The sequence below is a fragment of the Streptomyces sp. NPDC086080 genome (genome assembly GCF_044540255.1).
Lineage (GTDB): Bacteria > Actinomycetota > Actinomycetes > Streptomycetales > Streptomycetaceae > Streptomyces.
Genome location: NZ_JBITRU010000008.1, coordinates 99,124 through 116,998, shown reverse-complemented (window position 1 = coordinate 116,998; position 17,875 = coordinate 99,124). Strand labels below are relative to the sequence as shown.

Genomic DNA, 17,875 nt, shown 5'->3' with positions numbered 1-17,875 from the left:
CGAGCCTGTGTACGGAACCGCTGGGGTGGCGCTCACGCGGCGATCACCGGCGTGGCCGCCTTCTGGCGCACCTCCTGCAGCAGAACGGCGCTGTTGGCGAGCCCGAGCATCGAGTACGCCTGCGGGAAGTTCCCCAGCTGCCGCTGGGCGGCCGGGTCGTACTCCTCGGCGAGCAGGCCCAGGTCACTGCGCAGCGTCAGCAACTGCTCGAACAGGTCCTCGGCCTCCTCCAGGCGACCGGTGAGGGCGAGCGCGTCGACCAGCCAGAACGAGCACAGCAGGAACGCGCCCTCGTCCCCTGAGAAGCCGTCCATGCCCACCTGTCGGCCGTCCGTGCGGTAGCGGTGGACCAGGACACCGTCGGAGGCGAGCTCCCTGCGCACAGCGTCGACCGTGCCAATCACCCGCGGGTCATTGGCCGGCAGGAACCCGGTCTGCGGAAGGAGTAGGAGCGAGGCGTCCAACTTCTTGGAACCGTAGGACTGCGTGAACGTGTTGCGCTTCTCGTCGTAGGCCCGTGCACACACCTTGGCGTGGATCTCCGAACGCAGAGCCACCAGGGCCTCCAGGTCGGCGGCGAGCACGCCCTGTTCGATGAGGCGGACCGCGCGGTCGACGGCCACCCAGCACATGATCTTGGAGTGGGTGAAGTGCCGGCGCCCGCCGCGGACCTCCCAGATCGAGTCGTCCGGCTCGTGCCAGTGCCGGCGGACGTAGTCGATGAGCTTCATGATCAGCTTCTCGGTGTTCTCGCACCGGGCGACACCGAGCTCGTGCGCCAAGGCCAGTGTCTCGATGACCTCGCCGGGTACGTCCAGCTGTAGCTGGTCAACCGCGTTGTTGCCGATCCGGACCGGGCTGGAGTTCTCGTATCCGGGCAGCCAGTTCAGCTCCCGCTCGGGCATCTCACGGCGGCCGTCGAGGCGGTACATGATCTGCAGGTTCTCCGGGTCGCCGCCGATCGTGCGCAGCAGCCAGTGCCGCCACGCGACCGCTTCGTCTCGGCATCCCGTCCGCAGCAGCGCGGACAGCGTGACCGCCGTGTCTCGCAGCCATACGTAGCGGTAGTCGAAGTTGCGTACCCCTCCAAGGTCCTCGGGCAGGGAGGTGGTCGGCGCGGCCACGATCCCGCCAGTGGGGGCATGGGTGAGTGCTTTCAGCGTGATCAGAGACCGAACGACCGGATCGCGGTACGGACCGTCGTAGACCAGGTGGCCCGCCCACGTCTCCCAGAAAGCGGCCGTCTCCTTCAGTGCCGCCTCGGCGTCCGGAACCTCGGGCGCGGGAGCGTGGGACGGCTGCCAACCCATGGTGAAGGCCACCCAGGTGCCAGCCGTGATGGTGAAGCAGTGGTGGACGGCACCGTCTTTCTCCTCACCCGGCACGGACGTGTCGAGCCACAGCGCGTCGGGACCGGAGACCGCAGCCGTTCGCCCGTCCTTGTCGTAGATCCACGGCACCAGCCGGCCGTAGCCGAAGCGTGGGGCGAGCGTCGAGGTCATCTCCACCGTGCCGGTGACGCCCTCGACGATCCGGATCAGCTGCGGGCCGTGCCCGTCACGGGGCGGCATGAAGTCGAGGACGCGGACCGTGCCGGTCTTGGTGTCCCACTCGGACTCGACGATGAGGCTGTCGCCCACGTAGCGGCGCCGGTCCGCATACGGCGCGGGTACACCGGCCGCGACGGTGGGGGCTATCCGCCAGGACCCGTGCTCGTCGGTGCCGAGCAGACCGGCGAAGACCGCGGCCGAGTCGAAGCGCGACAGACACAGCCAGTCGACGCTTCCGTCTCGGCAGACCAGAGCCGCGGTCTGCATGTCTCCGATGAGCGCATAGTCCTCGATGCGCGGTCGGCGAACGGCCGGAGGGTGGGTGAGAGGCGGCAGGGTGGTCATGAGGTGCGGTCTCCAAGCGAGGCGAGGATGGCGTAGGCGTGCGAGGGGTCCCAGTACGGGTGCAAGCGAGGAGGATGGCGCCAGGAGGCGGTGGTCACTGATCCGTCCGCCTCCGGCGGAGTCCAGGAGCGGGGCAGATCGCGGATCTGCTGCCCGGGGCGGGGCCGGAAGCCGATGCCCGCCCTCGCGTAGAGGCGGGTGAGAGAGACCATCGCCTCGGGTGCCATGTCCGTGGTGGCGTGGATGACGGACAGCACGGAGCCGGACGGCAACCACGACCTCAACGCCGTCAGGACGGTGTGCGCCGTCTCGTCGCCGGTCCACGGCAGGACGTCGTGCAGCAGCACCCCGATCGGACGGTCGTGGTCGAACCGCGCGATCGGTCCGGCAGCCATAAGGGCCGGCGTGTCCTCGAGATCCGTCCGCAACGACGCCGCGCCGTGCCGCTCGGCCAGGACCATCCGCGCGTGGGCCTCCACCCCAGGGTCGGCGTCGACGTACCCCATGCGGCGCACCTCGTCGGGTACGTTGCGGTTGTCGTCGTGCGGCAGGCCGCATCCCAGGTCGATGACCTGGTCGATGCCGTACTCCAGCGTGAGGCAGTTGACAACCCGTGGACCGTGTGCGCGGTTGACGCGCACGCTGGCCGCCAGCCACGGCGCCGCCGCGATCAGGTTGCGAGCGAAATCTCGGTCCGGGAGGTAGTTGTCGGTACCGCCGTCGAGATGGTCCTGCACCCGAGCGACGGTCGGTCTCTTGAAATAACCGTCGGGGAACCCGGAGGTCATGCGCTCACCCCCACACGCGCACGAGCGTGACCAGCACCCGGGTCGTTGTGGCCCGCGCTGTCGGGACGCCGGTCCCGGACGCGGCGGGCAAAGGCCGCCTCGTCGAGAGCAAGCAGCCTGCTCATGGGCTCCTCTGACGATGTGGCACCAAGCAGGACAGCGAGCAGCCGGGCGATGGTGGTCATGAGGCGGCCCTCCGCTCCATGGCCTCGGCCGCGCTCACGAGCGCCTCGTACGTCGCGTCACGGCTCCACGCAGCGCCGACGGCCTCGTGCAGACCGGCGCTGATGATTCGGGCGGCGCCGGAGCCGGTCTCGTAGGAGGGGAAGAGGCCGACTCGCACCACCAGGCGGTGTCCATGGATCGTCACCTCGGCGGCCGCGCCGACCGTGTGGATGAACCGCACCTCGCTCAGTGGCAGGATGCGGATGGTGAGGTCCTGCCGGTCAGAGCTCTCCCGGCTCACGAGATCGGCCAGATGCCGCAGCTGGCCTGCCACCGTCGCGGGGTGATCACCGCCGTCCCGGGTCAACACGGTCTCGTCTAGCAGCACGGTCCGCCGCTGCCGCTCGGCCCAGTCCACGTCGTGCACCCACGACGGCAGCCCGAGCACCGGCTCATCAGGGTCGACGCACACGCCCAGGTTCAGCACGACCTGCTGGTAGGCCTGAGTGCGCAGACCTGCAGGCACCAGCATGCAGTACTGGATGACCTCGCTCGCCGAGCGCATCACAGCGATGTGACGGGCCGTCGCCTCGTCGCAGGCCACGTCCATCCAGCAGTCGTGCGAGGCGCACCGGCCCTCACCCTGCTCCTCGTGCTCCCTGCGGTTGTAACCCTGCGGCGGCAGACTCCCCACCAGGAAGCTCGCATGGTCGTCTGCCACGCCGTAGAGCCGGAGCAGCGTGCCGAGCGCGTCCGGCCGGATGGGGGACTCAGCCCGTTCCCACCGGCTGACGGCCGATGCGGACACCCGGACGGCGCGGGCGGCGTGCTCCAGCCTCATGTACTGCCCCTCGCGCAGGCATCGCAGGTAGAGGCCCGTCACGATCCGGGCAGGCGCCTGCGGCACCTCGGCCGGTAGCGACGGAACAGCGTGAAGCATGGCGAAGAAGTCCTTTTTTGTCTGTGTGTGGGTGTTCAGGACAGGTTGTGAGGTGGGGGCGGAGCTGGGGCATCCGTCGCCGGCGGGGACAGCCGACCGGTCAGCCGGGGGCCGAGGGGCATCAGGGACTGCTCTCGGGCCGTGGTCTACGCACAGCGCGCCTCCTGATGAAGGGGGTAGTGCGTGCCAGGTGCTGTGCGCAGACGGGCGCGGGTGAGGCTGAGTGCCTCGTGTAGCGCGCCGGCCGGGGTGACCGCGGTCCGGTTCGTGCTGGGGCGGGTCACCCACAGGCCGCTACAGCCGCGATAGCCGCCGGCGCCGCAGTTCCGGGACCGGGCGGCGGGGACGCAGTCAGAGTGCGCGGCCCTCCACCGGTGGATCGTGTCGGCCTCCACCGGCACCACGAGCTGGTGATGGGTCAGGCAGTACTTCACCGGCCCGACATCCGTGCCGTCCCCAATGAGTGCGTCGATCGTGGGCAGGCCGAGCGCCATGCCCACCCGCACCGAAGCGAGGTCCGACGACAGCTCGGTGGGCGGCTGCTCACCGAGAGCGACATGCCACAGATAGTCACTACGTAAGGTCATGAGGGGTGATCTCCAGAGGGAGTGATCGGAGGCTCTGGTGCCGAGCCGTGGCGGAGGTGGCCGGCGCGGCATCAGAACGGGACAGGGCACCGCGGGTGTCAGGGGGCAAGCGCGGCGCCGACCTGGACGACAACCCAGGGAGGAGTGGGCTGCCGTCCAAGCGGTGACTCGGGTGCGGGAGGCTAGCGTCCCGCGTCCAGGTCACGCTCCCCGTGTCCGGCGGGGGCCGTATACAGGTGCCAAGCCTCGGCTTCTTGCGCAGGCCGTGGAACCGGCGGTGGGCATCCGGGGTGAGGCCTTCCGGCAGCCGCTCGCCCCATCGCACGACGTGATCGGAAGCCGTGAGCCGGTCGAAGCCCAGTCGCCCCCGCAGAGCGCAGACGAGTGCCTCGACGAAGACTGGGGCGGCCATGTCCATGGAGCCACCGCGGCGATCCGTGCTGGCCGGGATTGCCAGCAGCGGAAGACGGTGCAGCGCCACGGCCACCGAACCGAGCAGCGGGTCGGGGTACACGAGTCGGCCCTTCCAGTACTCGTAGTCGTAGGCGGCCCACGCGGGAAGAAGACGCACGCCCAGGGGCTGTCCGGCAGGCGCGGGAAGGGAGGGCATCTCATCACCGTCTCGCACGGCAGCGACCGCCGCGGCCCGAAGACGTTACCGGACGGCAGGAGGTACCCGGCGTCCTCGAAGAGGATCAGCCCGCTGCACAGCATGCTCCACCCGGCCGCGGGATAGGCGACATGGACGCAGGCCGCCAAGTGGTCGGAAGCGCCGGCGGGCGGGCACGGGGGCGAGTGTTTGTACAGAGTTCCTTCCGCGCGCAGTTCCCAGAGCACCGTTCGCACGGCCGTCGCGAACCTGGCTAGCGGCATTAGAGCCTGGGCGTGACTCTCCGGCACCAGGGCCTCATGTGCCCAGGCCACCTCCACCGTCTTGGCTACGGCGCCGTCCCGGTCGACCAGCGTGGCCGAGCGCATGTTCCCGACCAAGCTGTGGTTCTCGATCCGGCCCGCTCGCCGTCGGGACCGCGTTTGTTCCGCGGCGCTCCGGGGCGCGGGAATCAGCGCACAGGCCATGACCGCCTCAGGGATCTGGGCGCGGTGCGGAGAGGTGAGACGGCTTTCCATGATGTCCGATCTCTGCGAGCCCGGAAGAGACCGGGCGGGTGCGAGTGGGCATGGCGTACGGCGGCTTCGCCGCGTTCTCTGGCAGGGGCGGGAGGTGGAGTCCTATGGCGGCGGGATCTCCGCGGGAGGTGGATTCGTCGTCACAAGGGAGGCAGTCTGTATCCGACGGCGACGGTCAGCAGCACGGCCGGTGGTCATCGAGCACCGGCCCTTACGGTGAGCTTGCTGAGGTCGACGGCGCTACAGCCTTCGAGTGACAGCACCAGCTGCGTGGCCACGAGCCAGCGGATCGCGGGGTCGTCATAGGCGACCATCACGAGGTCGTCCCCCGGGACAGGCTGCAGGGTGCGCTGGTCGTACGGGATGCCCGCCACTCCCCAGGGCAGAGGCCGCTCGACCCACGCCGCGACGTGGTTGTGCAGGTGGGGACAGTACTTGACCGCGATGAGCGCACACGGGGGGCAAGCTGGGGCGGCGGTGGTCCGCTCCCCCTCTTCCACTGGCCGGCCGACGTCCTTGAGCACGAACAGCTGCCGCTTCGGGTCCTGCTCCAGAGTGTCGGCGCCGCAGACCTGACACAGCATCCGGCTGATCGCGCGGCGTTGGCGTAGAGCGTGGATGGTGGGGAACAGGGCCTTGCCGGAGCCGCGCGCGATGGCCTGCCGGACCCACAACACGCCATCTGCGTCTCGGTCGTACGACGTCTCGTCTGCGTAGCCGATACCTTTCCCGCTCGAGTGCCGGACGACGGCGGGCACCCGGTGCTTCTCCGAGCTCCACGCCGTCACGTACGGCACCGGAAGGCCACCCTGGACGTACCGGTTTCCGCTCATGCCGCAGCGCTCGTCGCAACGGCTGCCGGCCGACGGGGGACAATGATTTCGCCGCCAGGAAGGATCTCACCGGTGTCCTCGAAGAGGAGAACACCGTTGCACAACAACGACCATCCCTGTTCCGGGTAGGCCGTGACCATGACGGCGGCCTCGCGGTCCGTGGCCTCAGCAGACGGACAGGTGGGCTTGTGCTGGCACATGATGAGTCCTCGGAAGAAGCGGTACTGCGGGGTGCACAGAGGGAGGTGGGGATGGGACCGGCTGCCGCGGGGAAGACCTCGCCACGGCAGCCGGGAGGCGGCAGCGCTCTACGTGCCGCGCCTCGCTCCGCTCTCCCGGCGGCTGCGGCGACGAGGTAGCGCCGGGCCTCTCCGGAAGTGGACACGGAGCCCGAAGACGGGCACCAGCCGACGGCGTTCACAGGGGTGTTCTGCCGTGCCGTGGCGTTCGCCCCGTTCGTAGTCCGGTCGGTTATGACCGGTACCTCCAGTTGAGCGGCGACACGAGGTGTTGAGCGGTCTCCGTCAAGAGGAGCAGATGTATCCGCGAACCCACGTGGTCGGTCGGGGCAGGGGTGTCGAGGATGGTCGGCTGGTGCGGCATGCCCAGCTTTCAACGTCAGAGCCGGCAGCTGCGCGCGGAGTGGGGCCACCCTCTCGTCGACCTCGCTCTGACTGCGGGAAAGTGGCCAGTCGGGTTCCACCAGGATCTGGTGGATCGGGCGGGCTGCGGCACCGGACAGGGCGCCGAGAACCGACGAGACGTAAGTGATCACGGCAACCTTTCCGTGGACGGCGGAGCGAAGCAGCTGCGAATAGCGTTGCCGTTCCTCACCGTGTTCCGATAGCGAAATCGGACCCCACTTCTCCCCACTTTGACGACGCGGAGGACGGCGGAAACTCCCTTTCGTCTCCCGGAGGAGTGCGGACAATAGTGTCAAATTCGGGCGCCCAGCCCGACGTCGATGCCCTTCTGTGCGTCATCGCCACTGAAGATCGGCTTCGCCACCCCACTTCACCCCACTTCCTCGGAAGCGCTTGACTGGAATTGCGGAGACGTGGTAAGTCGGATTTGCGCGGTCGCTGAGACCCGCATCTTGGCATCTGTGCAGGTGAGGCGGTATCTGGCGCGCGGAATGGTTCTTCACTGCCAGGCGGGAGAATGGGCGACGCCCCCTTACTGAGATGCCTCGGCGTGCCCAGAGCGCGCTTATATCGCCCCTTTGTTCCCGCTCTGGTTCCCTTGGTGCGTCTCTGTGCGCCCCGGAAGTGGCCTCGGTCGTCGGTGAAGTGGGGAGAAGTGGGGACGGGTTTCGCTATCACCCGTGCCGCGCCATGCGCCACGGTATTCAGCAGGACGTCCCGTCCGTGCCCCGGGCATCGCGAATGCAGCGAGGAGTGATCCCCGTGCTTGATTCCACCAGCACTGTCTTGCCATGCGTCCATGAACGCGACGGCGGTCGCGAGATGACCCACGCTGCGATCGACCTCTATGACCTCGAAGCCCCGCAGAGCGCGGCCCGGCACATAGTTCGCACGACCCTCGCGAGGATGGCCGACAAGGCCGACGGCGAATACACGGACGACGTGGTCCTGGTGGCCGACGAACTGGTGGGCAACGCCGTCGAGCACGCGGGAGCCGCGCTCGACATCTCCCTCGACGTGTATGACTGGGGAGTGACAATCCAGGTCCGGGACAGCGGTGAAGACACCACTGCGGTGCCGGGGACGCCCCCGGCCGCCGATGACTACGATGAAGGTGGGAGAGGCCTGTTTCTGGTGGACATACTGGCGAGCGCCTGGGGAGTCCAGCGCGACAAGAAGGGGAAGCGGGTCATCGCGATCTTCCTCTACCAGGCGGGAGAAGCTGACCGATGACACTGAGCGATCTCGCGCCCCGTCGCTTGGCTCCGGACCTGAGAGTGCGACCGCTGGGCATCAGCAGCGGAACGTCCCGTTGGGCACCGACCGCCCCTCGACCCCAGGACGCAGGGCTACTCGACGGGTTGCGGCGCGCTCTGGACGTCGGCGGCGACGATGACGGAGTGCAGTTGCTCGACACGGCCGACAGCCACCGGTGCGGTCACGCCGAACGGCTGGTCGGCAAGGTCCTGAAGGAGCGCCCGGGCCACAGGGTGCAGGTCGCGAGCAAGGTCGGCCGGGTGCAGGGTTCTGCTCCGCACCCATACGCCGGCCCGCGGGTCCGCCACCAGCTTGAACAGACCCTGGAAAACCTGTACCTGGACCAGTTGGCCCTTTACACCCTGGAGTCCTACGACTTCGGGCTTGGCGACCGATACCTCGACCCGGTCGTCGAGCAGATGCGGGCCTTACGCGATCTCGGTCAGATCCGCGCTATCGGGCTACGAGGCCCAGGATCTCGGTCCTCTGAACGCTCGATACAACGCTTCCTGTACCTGTTCGACCGGATCCGCCCCGACGTGCTCTGGACGCAGGCGAGCGGGTTGCTGCCGCTGGCCGATTTCGGGGAAAGCGAAGACCTTGGCGCCTTCGCGGTGCGCCACGGCATTGGTCTGGTGATCGCCTCGCCGTTGGCACACGGCGTGCTCGCGGGAGGCTGTGTGGACCGTGCTCTGGCCGCGTGGGCGGGATCGGCGTCCGACCGTGGGGCGGTAGCGTCAGCTGTCACCCGCGGTCTTGCGCCGCTGAGCGGTCGGTTCGGCTCGTCTCCGCAGGCTCTTGCCCGGGTGGCGTTGCGATCCATCCTTCAGCGTGTGCAGAACGCCGTGCTGGTGGTCGGCCTCGGCGACGAGCAGCAGCACCGGCACGACCATGATTTCCTCGGCTGCCCACTGTCCGAGCAGGAACTCGTCTTCGTCGATGAGGTGTTCACGCGCGTGCGGAATGTGCTGTTCAAGCCTGAGGAGCGTGCTTCATTCGTGAGGGCCATCGTGTGATCTTCTGGGAGGTCGGCCTCGTTCAGAGGGCGACCCCGTCGCGGAGGTAGCGCGGAACCCCGTCGTCCAGGACCTGGAGAGCGTTGACGGCCCGGGCTCGCTGGCGCTCAGGCAACAGCGGCAGCGCTTCCGGGATCTCGAAGAAGCGGTGCTCGGAGATCTCATCGTCGACCTGCTTGAGCCTGGCGACCTGCTCGGGTGACAGGACACCAGCGTCGAAGATGAACCCGAGAAGGTCGTCCCACGGGCCATGGGGCCCGACCCAGTCGACGCAGAGAAACCGCAGATCAGCGACCGTGAGGTCGAGTTCTTCGCTGAGTTCGCGTCGAAGGGCGTCCTCGGGGGCCTCGTTGTTTTCGGCCATGCCGCCGGGCAGATCCCAGCCCGACTTGTAGGTCGGATTCACCAGTAGCAGCCTCCCGGCGTAGTCCCGGATCAGCGCGTCGGCGGCGGCACGTTTCCGGGCCTGCCGGGCATTGCCCTCGGCCAGGTATGCCTCGCGGCCGGGATCGCCTGGCATGGGTGCATCGTTCACTGCGGGCCTTCCGGGAGCGCGAGACTGCCGAGTAGCAATCTACGGTGCTGTGCCGTGATGGTCATCCGCGAGAGGAGCTCGCGGACCTCGGGAACCTGCCGGTAGGGGGCGAAATCAGTTTCCAGCGCGTCGAGTTGGCGGCTAAGGCGCAAAGACGTCACCGACTGGCTGGTGTTCAGCAGCTCCGTGCCGACCGAGCACGCCGCGTCAGGCTGACCTTGGGCGAGGAGGACTCGAGCCAGCGTGACCTGCCCAAACGCTCGGCTGCGGACACGGCTCGCATCGCGTAGCGCTAGGGCGTGCTCCGCTTCCTTGGCCGCCGCTTTCAGTGCGCCAAGATCCAGGAGGACGGAGGCCGTCTCGCTGGCGAGTGCTGCTTCGTCGAACGGAGCCACCCATCTGGACGTAGGAGCTGTCCGCGCGAGAGCCAGGGCCTCGCGTGCCGTCTCGAGAGCGCGCTGTGCCTGGGCCTCGGAGTCGAGCTGCGCCAGGGCCCGGGCCTCCATGGTGTGGAGGCGGGCCGTGAGGGTTGGTACCTGCGGGCCGTTCGCGAGGCGCCCGAGCCCGCTGCGGGCTAGGTCGGCGGCGGTGTCGACCTGATCGGTCTGCAGGGCCAAATGGCTCATGCCGGCCATCACGTTCGCGCCCGCCGTCACATCGGTCAGGCTCTGCGACAGCCGACGGGCGCGATCGAAGTGGCCGGACGCCAGGTCGTCTCGACCAGCGTCGTGGGCCATCCAGGCTGCCATTTCGGTGAGGACGACCGCCGCGCCGAAGACGGTCTCGCTGTCTTCACCGTTGTCCGCTGCGCTGAAGAGATCCGGGGCGACGACCGTGTTGAGGTAGTGCACCACAGACGTGTACACGTGCCCGCCGCCGAGCTGCCGGTCAGCGAGGCGGAATGACTCCATGGCGATCAGGTGGGGCGACATCGAGTCGCTCCCCGCCGTGGCGACCGTAGGAGTCGCCTCCGGCTCCAGCAGGCCGAAAAGCTGCTCGGCTGGTTCGCCGAACAGGTGCTCCAGGACACGGCACGTAGCTGGTCGAGGGAGGCCCTTGATCTCTCCGGCCATCCAGCGGTCCCAGGTGGACCGTCCGACGTGCACGGAGGCGAGGGAGTTGTTGCCATCGAGCTGGGCAACCTCCCTGGCCGCCCGCTTGAAGTGGATCGTGAAGGTCTCGAAGATGCGCATGCGGTGGGCCTCGACCACCTCCGGGAAGCGGATCGCCCTGCGCATCGTCATCCCCGCCTTCAGATACCTGTGCCGAAGGCGAGCAGGGGTACGTCGTACAGGTCCGCACTGCGCCGGCGCATCAGAGCCGGCCCATCGGAGTCGTCAACGACTTCGACGATGGGAATTTCGCAGATGAACTGCACCGTCGCGTCGAGCAAGTGCGACACCCGTCCCTCGGCCGACTTCGCCTTGAGGCCGGCCGCGACGTGGATGTGCGGGGCCAGGCAGTTCTTCTCGGAGTCCCAGGCGAGCGTCCCGCCGCCGAGCGCTTCGAGCGTCTCGACGGTGATCTCCTCCCACAAGGGGGCCTCGGGGTCGGCGAGAGGTCCGCACGAGCCCACCAGCCGGGCCGCGCGGAAACCACCGACGAACGTCGGGAGGTACGCAGCTCGAATGCCCTGGTCCGCGCAGAACTGCGTGAGGCCGCCCAGGAAGTCTTCCCCGTGATCAAGGGCGAGCACGAACTGCCTGCCGGTGCGGACCTGGGCGAAGCGCATGGTGGATGTCCTTTGTGCTGGGCGGTTGCGGATCAGGAGCGGTTGAGGAACGCCTTCGCGATCTCCGTGCGAGGCGTGTCGGTTGCCAGCAGGGCGGCCAGGAGCAGACGGGCCTTGTACGGGTCGAGGGTTCCCGCCCCGACAAGGCCGCGGGCAAGCAAGTCGCTCTCCGAGCCGGCGAATCCGTAAGTCGAGGTCAGGGCGGGGCCGACACCGATGCGGGAAGCGAGGACGACCGGCATCGCGGCTGCCAGCGCCTCCAACCGGCTGCACCAGTTCTCGGGGACGTGGCCGACGCCGAACGCGGCCACCACGAGGCCGGAGACCTCGTTCTCCAGGCCCTTCAGGAGCCTCCCGCTGCTACCCAGAGACGCGGTGACGATCTCCACCTGCGGCAGGGCACCGACCGGCAGCCGCAGGGGAGCGATCGGCTTCGGCAACCGGTGCAACCGAACCGACCCTTCCACCACTTGGCCGAGCGGTCCGGTGTTCGGCGATCCGAATGCTCCCGGGCTGGTCGTGTGCATCTTCCGGACATGGCGGGCGGCATGAATCTCGTCACCCAGGACGACGAGGACTCCAGCGTCCCGGGCCTCGGCACTCCCTGCGGTCTGCACGGCGGCCAGGAGGTTCGCCGGACCATCGGCTCCGGCCGACGCGGCATTGCGCATCGCGCCGGTGAAGACCACCGGCATCGCGCCCTGGTAGTAGAGGTCGGTCAGATACGAGGTCTCCTCAAGGGTGTCGGTCCCCTGCGTCACTACCACCCCGTCGAAGCCATCTCGTATGGCCCGGCTGAGCCGCTCCACGAGGCTGACGATGTCGCCGGTCGTCAGAGAGGCCCCGGGCAGCCGCCGGAAGTCCTCCACCGTGACCTCAGCGGTGTCCTGGAGGCCAGGAACAGTGCCCACCAGGTCGGAGCCGGTCAGCGTCGGCGTGACGCCGGGGGCCGCTGCGGTGCGCGTCATGGCGATGGTGCCGCCCAAGGTGAGCACCAGGACGGTGCGGTTCGGGGCACAGTATTCGGAGAACACGGAGGGCCTTTCGGACGGGGCTGCGCGGATGGCAGTCATCGGGCTAGCCGACCTTGCCAAGGAAAAGCAGGGTTTCATCCAGCGCTTCCACGGTGAGCAGACGACTGCGAGGCCGAACGAGGCCGGCCACGCCGTACTCGCCCAGAGCGTGACAGCGGGCAGTCAACCAGTGCCAGTCCAGGCCCAGGTAGTCCGCGAGAGCCCGTAGACGGCTCGCCGGATCCTCGCCCACGAGCACGTCGGCTTCCTGTGCGTCGGCGAACACGGTTGTGTAGGAACGCAGTTCTCCGCGGGACGACGTACTGCGTGCCGCCCACAGCGCACTGCCCGGTGCTCGCACCCAGTTGGCCACGACGGCCCGTTGACCGGGCACCAGAGCTACCCCGTCCACCTCCGAGTACTCCGTCCTCGACACCACCCTCACACGGATCCCACAGCGCTCCATCAGAGCGATCGCCAGCAGCAGTAAGACCCGCTCGTACTTCTCCGAGCGCGCCACCTCGGCCTCGGGCAGACAGAAGACCCGGACGGTCTGCGCTGTCGCGCCGTGGAATCGCTCAAGTGCTCGCAGGTACTCCAGCTTGTGCCTGAAGAACAGCCAGCAGGCTGCCTCTTCGCCGGTCTGCTCACGAGTCCAGAAGATCGGTACTTCCCTCGCGTCCGTCAGTTCCTGCTGGATGTGCCGGGCGCAGAACGCCGATCCCATCCAACTACTGCCGACGGTCGACAGGTCAACTAGCATCTGGCTGGGCGCTGAGCGGGGCATGGACAGGTAGGTGCCGAGAAGGTTCTGTTCGGCGTCGAGCGCCTGATCATCGGACAATAGGCCGTCATCGAGTTGGGTGAGCGCCCAGAGAATGCCGTAGGAGAGGTCGTCCAGGAGGTACGCCGAGGGGATCGACATCGGCCCGGTGACAGGCGGTCCGAGAAGAGCGGGCCTGCGAGCGGCCGCGGCATCGCGGACGTACACGTCGACGTCGTCCCGATCTTCGGCGACGCCGACAAGGAAACCGCGGCGCGCCGGCCGTAAGAACCGCTCCAGGTCACGTAGTCCGTCTTGGTCCAGCCCGTGCGGGCTGGCTTCCTCGCCTCGTCTGATGACAGGAAGAAGATGGACGGCGGCGCTGGTGCCGTCCAGGCGCTGCTGTCCGGAGATCTCCCAGATTCCGGCAGGTCCGCCAGCAGGGAGCAGCAAGGTGGACGTGGGCCAGCGTGAGCCGATCCGCGCAGCCACCGACTCCAACGCCGCTGTAGGATCGCCCGCTTCAGGCGCCAGGTTGAACAACTCCTCGGCGGTGTGTCCAAGCATGCGCTCCAGGATCTGAGCAGCCTCGCCGCGAGGGCGGCCGGACCAGGTGCCCGATGACCACCGGTCGAACGTGGTGCGTCCGACACTGGCCGTGGCCAGTCGACGATTGCCGGTCTCGCGCGCGAGTTCACGAGCGGTGGCCGCGAAGTGGACGCAGAACGCCTCCCACCCGAGAAGGCCCCGGTCTTTCAGAAGGAGGCTGAACAGCGTCCGGCGCATCGCGGAAGCTCCTCCCTGGGCGTGTACGGGCAGCGGAGCGCCTCCACGCGTGGCGACGGGCGCTGCACACTTCGTGACCATGGTTAGGATGCTCCCTAGGTCGAGCGCTTAGCAATATGGTCGAGCAAATTGCTTGACCGTATTGCTTGTAGGCGCCGCGGCGAGCCGTCAGACTGGCCACCATGCCAGAAGCGAAGACGCCGTGGTCGTTGACCCTCAGCGAAGTCGGCCTGCGCCTTGAGGACTTGCGCGAACGCCGCGGCCTCACCCAAGGCGACGTCGCCCGCCACGAAGTGCTGGCTCGCCGCGGTGTCAGGATCGACACGAGCGGGTTGAGCAGACTGGAAGGCGGAAAACGCCGCCGCGTCGCCCGCGACCTCGTCGAGGCCCTGCTCGAGGTCTACCAGGCCAACGCCACGGAAGCGTCCGAGACCCTGGCCCTCTTGAGTGCGGACACTACCCCCGCCGGCCGCCCACGCCCCGCGCTCTGGCGGCGTAACGCTCATCTGCTGGGCCCCATGCAATTCGAGGGCTTCTTGAAGATGGAGCGTCGGGCCACTGCACTGTCGAACTACGAGCGCGACATCTGGCCTGGCCTCTTCCAGATCGAGGACTACGCCTACAGCGTCATCACTCAGATGAGACCGGATCTGCGCCCCTCCGAGGTCAAGGCGCTCGTCGACGTCCGCATGGACCGCCAGCAGCAGGTATGGGAGGGCGCACTCTCGGAGTTCCGCGCCCTGGTGGACGAGCGAGTCCTAAGCTCATCCGTCGACGACCGAGCTGTGGCACGTCGACAACTGGAGCGCAGCCTGGAGGAGTCCGAGGACTCGCGAAACACCATCCGTATCCTGCCGGAGGCAGTCGGACTACATCCTGGCGCCGGAGGCCCGTTCGTCATCATGGGCTTCCCCGAGGCCGCCCGCCAGGTCGTGTGGGTGGAGACAATGGTCAGTTCGCTGTACTTCGACGAAGAAGGAGATGTGCAGCGCTACACAGCAGCTTTCACCAACCTGTGGGAGCGGGCGCTGGACCCCGACGAGACGCGCACGCGCCTCAAGAAAAAGATCAAGGAGATAGAACGGTGACAGAAAAGCCGGACCCGTCCGCATTCGACCTCACATCGGTCGACTGGTCGGTGTCCAGGTATAGCGGCGGTGGCGGAAACTGCGTGCGGGTCGCCGTCGTGGACGGGTATGTCCTGGTCGGTGACTCGCAGAACCCCGATCGGCTGCCCCACGTCTACACCCCGGCCGAGGCCAAGGCGTGGCTGCTCGGCGCGAAGGATACGGACTTCGACTTCATCCTCGATTTGTGACTTCTCCCTGAGCCACCGCACGACAACGGGCCGGCCCCACGGCAGATGGGGCTGGCCCGAACGTTTCTGCCCGATGCCAGGGCTGGGCACACAGGCATGTAGGTTTCGACTCGAAGGACAAGGTCGGGTCATGTCCCTTGTCGTGCAACGCCGTTGCATTTAGCCGTCAGGCCCGGCGTCAATGTCTCCGTCCTTGACCATCTTGAAGTCAAGTGTGTATGCCTGCACGGTGCGCGGGTGCTGGTCCCGCTGGAACCCGTACTTGCTGGCTGTCTTGCGGTAACGGGCCTTCAGGCGCTGACGGCGGTGTTCAGGAAGAAGGCCGGCCAGCACAGCCCGACCGATGGGCCCGACCAACTGCACCGTACTGTCCTGAACGACGCTCTGGGCGATGAGGATCTGATCCGCGGCGGCCTGGAACAGAACGGTGAAGCTCACCCGCTGGAAGGACAGTCCTGGCGTGGCCGTCGTGACATCGCCGGCCATGCGGACCAGCGCCTGGTAGACCGTCAGCAGCGCGAAGATCTCCTGTTCCAGGCCGGGGACACTGCGGGAACGCAGCACTCGCCCGTCCAAGATCGTGGACTTCAGCGAGAAGTAGCAGGTCTCCGCCTGCCACCGCCGGTGGTAGAGACGCAGCAGCTCGTCTGCGGGATGGCTGTCGGCATCCAGGAGGTTGGTCATCAGCCGCCACAGCTCCGTGCGCCTGCTGCCGTCGGCCAGCACGACGGTCAACCACGCCTCCACCACTCGCACCTGGATCCGCTGTCCGTTTGCCCTGGCACGGTAGCGGCGCGGCAGGACGGCGGTGAGGTAGGAGCCGTCGGGCAGCGGGCGGCGCACCGTCGGGCGCCGCTTGCGGGTGGAGCGCATCACGAATCGGGCGCCGGTGTCCTGCACGGCCTGGAGGAAGTCGAACGCGTCGTAGTAGGAGTCGGCCAGCAGGAGCATCGATGCATCCAGATGTCCCAGCAGCCGGCGCGCATAGGCGAGTTCCCCGACGCCGTCGGGGCCGAAGACCGCGCCCACCAGAGCGCGTGTGCCGCACTCCACGAGAGCCACCATGCGGACCAGCGGGTAGCCGAACGCCCGGACCCTGCCGATGTGTTTGGGGTAGCGCCAGGTCACCGCTTTCTCATCGGGAACGGACAGGGTGGTGCCGTCCACGGCGACCAGGCGCAGGCCCCGGTAGAACGCGCACGACTGGCGATGATCAGCCACGGGTCCGGCCAGGATCGAGAACAGGTGGGCCAGCGGTTCGCTTCCCAGTCGACGCCGGGCACGGGCCAGCGACGAGGCGTACGGACGGGCCACGGACACGTTGCCCAGTCCCGCCGTGAGCTTGGCCCATACCGCCTGGTAGGAGGACCGCTCGAAGAAGGCGAGAGCCAGCACGAAGTACACCACGACGCGGGCGGGGAGCAGCCGTAGCCTCTGTTGCCGGGCACCGGTGTCCTCCAGGACCGCATCGACCAGCTCGGGGTCGATGATCTCGGTCAACTCGCCCAGATGGCCGGGCGCGTACACGTCGAGGGCTGTCGCACCGGACCTGACGCTGACAGAATTTTGCGGCAACGGGACCTCCGGGACACTCACAAAGGCTTCGACACCATGCGAACTACCAGAGGTCCCGCCTTCTTGACAGGGCGCACGAACCCTTAACGCACTGGCGTTGCCTTGTCGTGGTGTAGGCGATCATTCGTCTGACGTGGCGGGCAGGACGATCGTGTCGTCGGGGTAGAGGGCGTCCATGCTCTCGTTGGAGAGGTAGCGGCGGGGGAAGGCGATCCATTCGTCGTGGAGTTCGGCGAGGACCGCGGTGGCCGTCCGGCGACCAGCCCGGCGCCGGCGGAAACGTACGAGGGATCACCGGCCCGAGTTCGTCGGCGCAGACGACCGTCGCGCCCTCGGGCGGGCAGGTGTAGAGGCCGATGATCCTCATCCTTTTCCCTCGAAGTCCACATCCTTCGAGCGGGTCCAGAACATGGCACTGCGCCAGCGCACCCCCTCGGCCAGCAGGATTCTGCGGACCTGGCTGCGGCCGATGGTGATCCCCAGCCGTCCGGTCTCGGCGGCCAGCGCGTCCAGGAGCCACTCCGGCGGCCCGGACTCATCCGCCGCGGCCAGCTCTCCGCCCGCCTACACGGCCAGCTAGCCCGGCACCGGCTGTCTGACCAGGACGATGGTCCTGGATCGTTCCGCTTCGGTGATCCGACGCTTGCGGCCCTGACCGCCCAGATCCTCCAGCCCGTCCAGGCCCGAGCGGTCGAAGCGATGCAACCAGCGGCGGACCGTCTTCGGGCTGCACCTGAGCTCGACCATCCGAGCCAGCACCACCAGATCCCGCGGCGCCTTGCGCGCTCCCGACAGTCGATGCACCAGGCATTGCTCGTTCTCGTTACGGCCCGGCCGTGCCCGTAACACCACCGTCCAGCACCCGCCCCCAAGAACCTGAACCATCCCGCCACCAGGAAA

At 67.9% G+C, this 17,875-nt stretch carries 18 protein-coding genes and 1 pseudogene; 4 read left to right on the top strand and 15 right to left on the bottom strand.

The features are described 5' to 3' along the window. Positions 1-32: 32 nt before the first annotated feature. The 8 genes and pseudogenes from ACIF9R_RS12820 to ACIF9R_RS12785 all read right to left on the bottom strand — a co-directional run bounded on the left by ACIF9R_RS12820 (position 33) and on the right by ACIF9R_RS12785 (position 6,536). Positions 33-1,895 carry a glycoside hydrolase family 15 protein gene (locus ACIF9R_RS12820; RefSeq protein ID WP_399978208.1) on the bottom strand — a complete coding sequence of 621 codons (1,863 nt, stop codon included), beginning with the start codon at positions 1,893-1,895 and terminating at the stop codon, positions 33-35. After that, positions 1,892-2,683: an SAM-dependent methyltransferase gene (locus ACIF9R_RS12815; protein ID WP_399978206.1), complete on the bottom strand. Its 792-nt coding sequence runs from the start codon at positions 2,681-2,683 to the stop codon at positions 1,892-1,894. The genes ACIF9R_RS12820 and ACIF9R_RS12815 overlap by 4 nt, the downstream gene beginning before the upstream one ends. Before the next feature lie 181 nt (positions 2,684-2,864). Next, complete coding sequence (locus ACIF9R_RS12810; protein ID WP_399978203.1) at positions 2,865-3,788, bottom strand: Scr1 family TA system antitoxin-like transcriptional regulator; 924 nt, start codon at positions 3,786-3,788, stop codon at positions 2,865-2,867. Positions 3,789-3,934: 146 nt separating this feature from the next. Next, positions 3,935-4,375, bottom strand: coding sequence for a hypothetical protein (locus tag ACIF9R_RS12805; RefSeq protein WP_360728224.1), 441 nt, complete (start codon positions 4,373-4,375; stop codon positions 3,935-3,937). Further along, positions 4,362-4,985 carry a DUF6302 family protein gene (locus tag ACIF9R_RS12800; protein WP_399978199.1) on the bottom strand — a complete coding sequence of 208 codons (624 nt, stop codon included), beginning with the start codon at positions 4,983-4,985 and terminating at the stop codon, positions 4,362-4,364. The genes ACIF9R_RS12805 and ACIF9R_RS12800 overlap by 14 nt, the downstream gene beginning before the upstream one ends. Positions 4,986-5,023: 38 nt before the next feature. Further along, a pseudogene (locus ACIF9R_RS12795) lies at positions 5,024-5,248 on the bottom strand (DUF5999 family protein); the annotation flags it as partial. A gap of 449 nt (positions 5,249-5,697) precedes the next feature. Next, the gene (locus ACIF9R_RS12790; RefSeq protein WP_360728232.1) at positions 5,698-6,336 is read right to left on the bottom strand and encodes a hypothetical protein; all 639 of its coding nucleotides are present in this window, start codon (positions 6,334-6,336) and stop codon (positions 5,698-5,700) included. After that, positions 6,333-6,536, bottom strand: a complete 204-nt coding sequence (locus ACIF9R_RS12785) for a DUF5999 family protein (RefSeq protein ID WP_399978197.1) — start codon at positions 6,534-6,536, stop codon at positions 6,333-6,335. The genes ACIF9R_RS12790 and ACIF9R_RS12785 overlap by 4 nt, the downstream gene beginning before the upstream one ends. 1,206 nt (positions 6,537-7,742) lie before the next feature. On the opposite strand from ACIF9R_RS12785, the gene ACIF9R_RS12780 reads away from it, so the two are divergent. Next, on the top strand, positions 7,743-8,213 hold the full coding sequence (locus tag ACIF9R_RS12780; protein ID WP_360728238.1) for an ATP-binding protein: 471 nt from the start codon (positions 7,743-7,745) through the stop codon (positions 8,211-8,213). After that, complete coding sequence (locus tag ACIF9R_RS12775; protein WP_399978194.1) at positions 8,210-9,253, top strand: aldo/keto reductase; 1,044 nt, start codon at positions 8,210-8,212, stop codon at positions 9,251-9,253. The genes ACIF9R_RS12780 and ACIF9R_RS12775 overlap by 4 nt, the downstream gene beginning before the upstream one ends. A gap of 22 nt (positions 9,254-9,275) precedes the next feature. On the opposite strand, the gene ACIF9R_RS12770 is transcribed toward ACIF9R_RS12775, so the two are convergent. From ACIF9R_RS12770 to ACIF9R_RS12750, 5 genes are read right to left on the bottom strand one after another with little or no spacing between them, the layout of a single operon-like run. Continuing rightward, the gene (locus ACIF9R_RS12770) at positions 9,276-9,773 is read right to left on the bottom strand and encodes an NUDIX hydrolase (protein ID WP_360728244.1); all 498 of its coding nucleotides are present in this window, start codon (positions 9,771-9,773) and stop codon (positions 9,276-9,278) included. Positions 9,774-9,784: 11 nt separating this feature from the next. Next, positions 9,785-11,032, bottom strand: a complete 1,248-nt coding sequence (locus ACIF9R_RS12765; RefSeq protein WP_399978191.1) for a hypothetical protein — start codon at positions 11,030-11,032, stop codon at positions 9,785-9,787. Positions 11,033-11,040: 8 nt separating this feature from the next. Further along, positions 11,041-11,520 carry a PPC domain-containing DNA-binding protein gene (locus ACIF9R_RS12760; protein WP_399978188.1) on the bottom strand — a complete coding sequence of 160 codons (480 nt, stop codon included), beginning with the start codon at positions 11,518-11,520 and terminating at the stop codon, positions 11,041-11,043. Between the two features lie 32 nt (positions 11,521-11,552). Continuing rightward, positions 11,553-12,593, bottom strand: coding sequence for an asparaginase (locus ACIF9R_RS12755; RefSeq protein ID WP_399978186.1), 1,041 nt, complete (start codon positions 12,591-12,593; stop codon positions 11,553-11,555). A gap of 4 nt (positions 12,594-12,597) precedes the next feature. After that, positions 12,598-14,082 (bottom strand): hypothetical protein, encoded by a 1,485-nt coding sequence (locus ACIF9R_RS12750; RefSeq protein WP_399978184.1) that lies wholly within the window; start codon positions 14,080-14,082, stop codon positions 12,598-12,600. A gap of 182 nt (positions 14,083-14,264) precedes the next feature. Here ACIF9R_RS12750 and ACIF9R_RS12745 point away from each other — a divergent pair, with 182 nt between their 5' ends. Together ACIF9R_RS12745 and ACIF9R_RS12740 are read left to right on the top strand one after the other, a co-directional pair. Further along, entirely contained in the window at positions 14,265-15,170 is a 906-nt protein-coding gene (locus ACIF9R_RS12745; protein WP_399978183.1) for a helix-turn-helix domain-containing protein, read from the top strand. Then, entirely contained in the window at positions 15,167-15,400 is a 234-nt protein-coding gene (locus tag ACIF9R_RS12740) for a DUF397 domain-containing protein (protein ID WP_399978181.1), read from the top strand. The genes ACIF9R_RS12745 and ACIF9R_RS12740 overlap by 4 nt, the downstream gene beginning before the upstream one ends. 159 nt (positions 15,401-15,559) lie before the next feature. Here ACIF9R_RS12740 and ACIF9R_RS12735 read toward each other — a convergent pair whose 3' ends face one another. Together ACIF9R_RS12735 and ACIF9R_RS12730 are read right to left on the bottom strand one after the other, a co-directional pair. Next, on the bottom strand, positions 15,560-16,975 hold the full coding sequence (locus ACIF9R_RS12735; RefSeq protein WP_399978178.1) for an IS4 family transposase: 1,416 nt from the start codon (positions 16,973-16,975) through the stop codon (positions 15,560-15,562). Between the two features lie 576 nt (positions 16,976-17,551). After that, positions 17,552-17,779, bottom strand: coding sequence for a helix-turn-helix domain-containing protein (locus ACIF9R_RS12730; protein ID WP_399978175.1), 228 nt, complete (start codon positions 17,777-17,779; stop codon positions 17,552-17,554). Between the last annotated feature and the right edge of the window lie 96 nt (positions 17,780-17,875).